The following is a 3,012-nucleotide window of genomic DNA, read 5'->3' as shown; positions in this document are numbered from 1 at the left end:
GCCCGTAAGGCGGTTTGAAGCGGACAAGACCGAGGGCCGACGCGGAAATTCGGATCGACCCGGCAATGTCCGAGCCGGTGGCGATCGACGACGTGCCGGACGCCAGCGTCGCCGCGGCACCGCCGGACGAACCGCCGGGCGTGAAATCCGGGTTCCACGGATTGCGCGTCACGCCCCAGCGTTTCGACCAGGTGTAGCCGGCGCAGCTGAATTCAGGCGTCGCCGTGCGGGCATGGACAATGCCTCCGGCCTTGATGATGCGCTCGTTCATCGTCGACGTATGGCCACCGATGGCATCCCGGGACAGCAGCGAGCCGTGCGAGGTCGGCTTGTCCTTGATGTAGCTCTCGTCCTTGATGCCGATCGGCAGCCCCTCGAGCGCCCCGGTACGGGCCCCCCTGGCGTATTTCGCCTCGGCTTTCCTGGCCAGATCCATCGCCTCGTCGAAATGCGTGAAGGTGAGGCAGTTGATCGTCGGCTTGGTGGCTTCGGCGCGGCGGATGGTGGCCTGCATCAGTTCGACGGGCGAAAGCTTCTTTGCCTTGAACAGCCGCAGCGCCTCGCTGGCCGGCATGTAGCAAAGGTCGAGATCGGTCATGGGAAGTCTCCTGCGATCTGCGCATCGCGTTGCATGGACGGAGATGACCGCGCCGCGTGCTGCGGCGCGGGAAAGCCTGGTCAGGTCATTTCTGCAGATCGGTCCAGATCTTCGTGTAGAGCGCCTGCACGTCGGGCGGGCATGCCTGCATGAACTGGCCCTTGGCGGCGAAATCGGCGGGAATGTTGACTTCCGGCGCGGTCTTCATGTCGTCGGGCATGAAGGCTTCCGAGCCCTTGATGCCGTTCGAATAACGCGCAAAGGCTGAGATCAGCGCCGCATTCTGCGGATCCATGATGAAATTCTGGAACAGCTTGGCGTTGTCGACGTTTTTGGCGTCCTTGAGGACAGCGACATTGTCCATCCAGATCGGATAGCCTTCCTTGGGATAGCCATAGACGATCTTGTCGTTCTCAAGCCGCTCGCGCAGCGATATGCCGTTCCAGTTGACGCCCGCGGCGATGTCGCCCCTGCCCAGGCCGTCGACGGCCGCATAGTCGAGCGAAAGCCATTTCGCCTTGGCCTCCACCAGCTTGTCATGCACCTTCTTCAGCATCTGCATGTCGCTGCTGCAATATTTGCCACCCTCGTAAGCGATGGCGAGGAACATGATGTCACCCATTTCGGGTACGACATTGATCTTGCCGACGAGTTCGGGGGGTGGGTCGAGGAAGATCGCCGATGTGTTGGGGTCGCCGGCATAAACCGACTTGTTCACCGAAATGCCGGTCGTTCCCCACTGCCATGGAACGGTATATTTGCGGCCTGGATCGAATGGAACATCGACCCACCTGGGATCGACGTTCTTGAAGTTCTCCATCTTGTTGGGATCGGTCTCCAAGAGCAGACCTTCGCTGATCCAGACCGGCACGACGCTCGCCGAGGGCACGACGATGTCATAGCCGGAGGCGCCCTGCCGGACCTTGGCCAGGGCGGTATCGTTGGAATCATAGTCGGTGACGGTGACCTTGACCTTGTAGGTCTCCTCGAACTTCTTGATCAGCTCGGGACTGGTGTAGTTGCCCCAATTGTAGATGTTGAGTTCGCCGTCGGCATGGGCAACGCCCGTGACAGTCAGCAGCGACAGGCCGATGGCCGTCGCGGTCAGTTTCCAGTGCATGCTGTATGCTCCCATTGTTGGGCCCGGCGGCGTTACGGCCTCAGGTCCGTTTCCTGCTGACGAAAAGATGGCCGCGACAATGCCGATCGACGGCACGAGAACGGCCGTCGGCATCGCATTTGCGGCATGCGGCGCACCGGCAACGGCAAGCCGCATCGCAGTCGAGATATTCCCCTCTTCACGGTGGCCATTCACCGGCTGGCGCCGGCTGTCCAACTCAATTCGCGACCTCAGGAGTAACTATGACTAAACATGCAGTCAATATCTTTATGCGGATACGGCCATGGCTCGCCGATCGATGCGCCCGATGCGGTGGTGACCAAGTGGGCAGCCAGGAAAGAGCTTTGGCCGCGACGTCGGGCGCGTCAGGCCGTTGGGGCCGCAACGGTTCCGGCCGCAATTCGCTGACGGAACCAATCGAAGGTGCGCCCGATGCCTTCCTGATAGCCCGTCCTGGCTTCCCAGCCAGGAAGGACATGCCTCGCCGACGTCAGGTCCGGACGCCGATTTGTCGGATCCTGGGGAGCCGGAGGGTGGTGCTCGATGCGGCTGCCGGGGACAAGCGACCTGACGAATTCCGCGATGCGCAGGACGGAAACCTCGTGATCGTTGCCGATGTTCAGAGGGCCGCGATGCGAGATGCCGTCGCGCCAGAAGTAACGTTCCAGCCCCTCGACGATGTCGTCGACATAACCCCAACTGCGCGATTGGGACCCGTCGCCATAGACCGTCAGCACCCCGGTTGTCAGAGCCTGGATGGCAAAGTTCGAAACGGCGCGTCCGTCGTCGATGCGGGTTCGCGGCCCATATGTGTTGAAAATCCTGACGACGCGAATGTCGAGCCCGACAACCCGCTGCTGTTCGAACAGCAATGCCTCGGTGCAGCGTTTGCTTTCATCATAAGAGGCCCTGGGACCGGTGCAGTCCACCGATCCCCTGTAACTCTCGGGTTGGGGTGAAACCAGGGGGTCGCCATAGACTTCCGAGGTCGAGGCGAAGCAGAAACGGCCGCCGGGCTTGAGCAGCGTCAGAAGATTGAGCGCGCCGCCGATGTTGGCCTTGATCGTGCGTACCGGCTCGCGCATGTACCAAAGCGGCGAAGCCGGCGACGCGAGATGGATGATCTCATCGAAGCGTTGAAGGGATGAAAAGCTTTCGGCATCGGCAATCTGCAGATCGAAACGCGGATCGGCGATATGTGCGACGTTGTCTCGCGTCCCGGTCCAAAGATTGTCGACGACGATCAGCTTTTCCAGATCGCTTCGCCGCAACAGACGGTCGACCAGATGTGAGC

General features: G+C 61.3%; 3 protein-coding genes. All 3 read right to left on the bottom strand.

The genetic code is table 11. The features are described 5' to 3' along the window. The coding region (locus tag EN879_RS30230) for an amidase (protein WP_164774674.1) at positions 1 to 598 on the bottom strand (598 nt) is incomplete at its 3' end. A gap of 85 nt (positions 599 to 683) precedes the next feature. Continuing rightward, on the bottom strand, positions 684 to 1,718 hold the full coding sequence (locus EN879_RS30225) for an extracellular solute-binding protein (protein WP_127274455.1): 1,035 nt from the start codon (positions 1,716 to 1,718) through the stop codon (positions 684 to 686). A gap of 365 nt (positions 1,719 to 2,083) precedes the next feature. Beyond that, positions 2,084 to 3,012 (bottom strand): NAD-dependent epimerase/dehydratase family protein (locus tag EN879_RS30220; protein WP_127274454.1); only part of this gene is annotated, 929 nt, incomplete at its 5' end.

The organism is Mesorhizobium sp. M7A.F.Ca.AU.002.02.1.1 (assembly GCF_003998535.1).
GTDB lineage: Bacteria > Pseudomonadota > Alphaproteobacteria > Rhizobiales > Rhizobiaceae > Mesorhizobium > Mesorhizobium ciceri.
This window is presented reverse-complemented; position numbering and strand designations above follow the sequence as displayed.

Bases quoted from the DNA above. Each gene is read 5' to 3' on its own strand.
- EN879_RS30225 (WP_127274455.1), bottom strand. From the start codon at position 1,718: ATGCACTGGAAACTGACCGCGACGGCCATCGGCCTGTCGCTGCTGACT.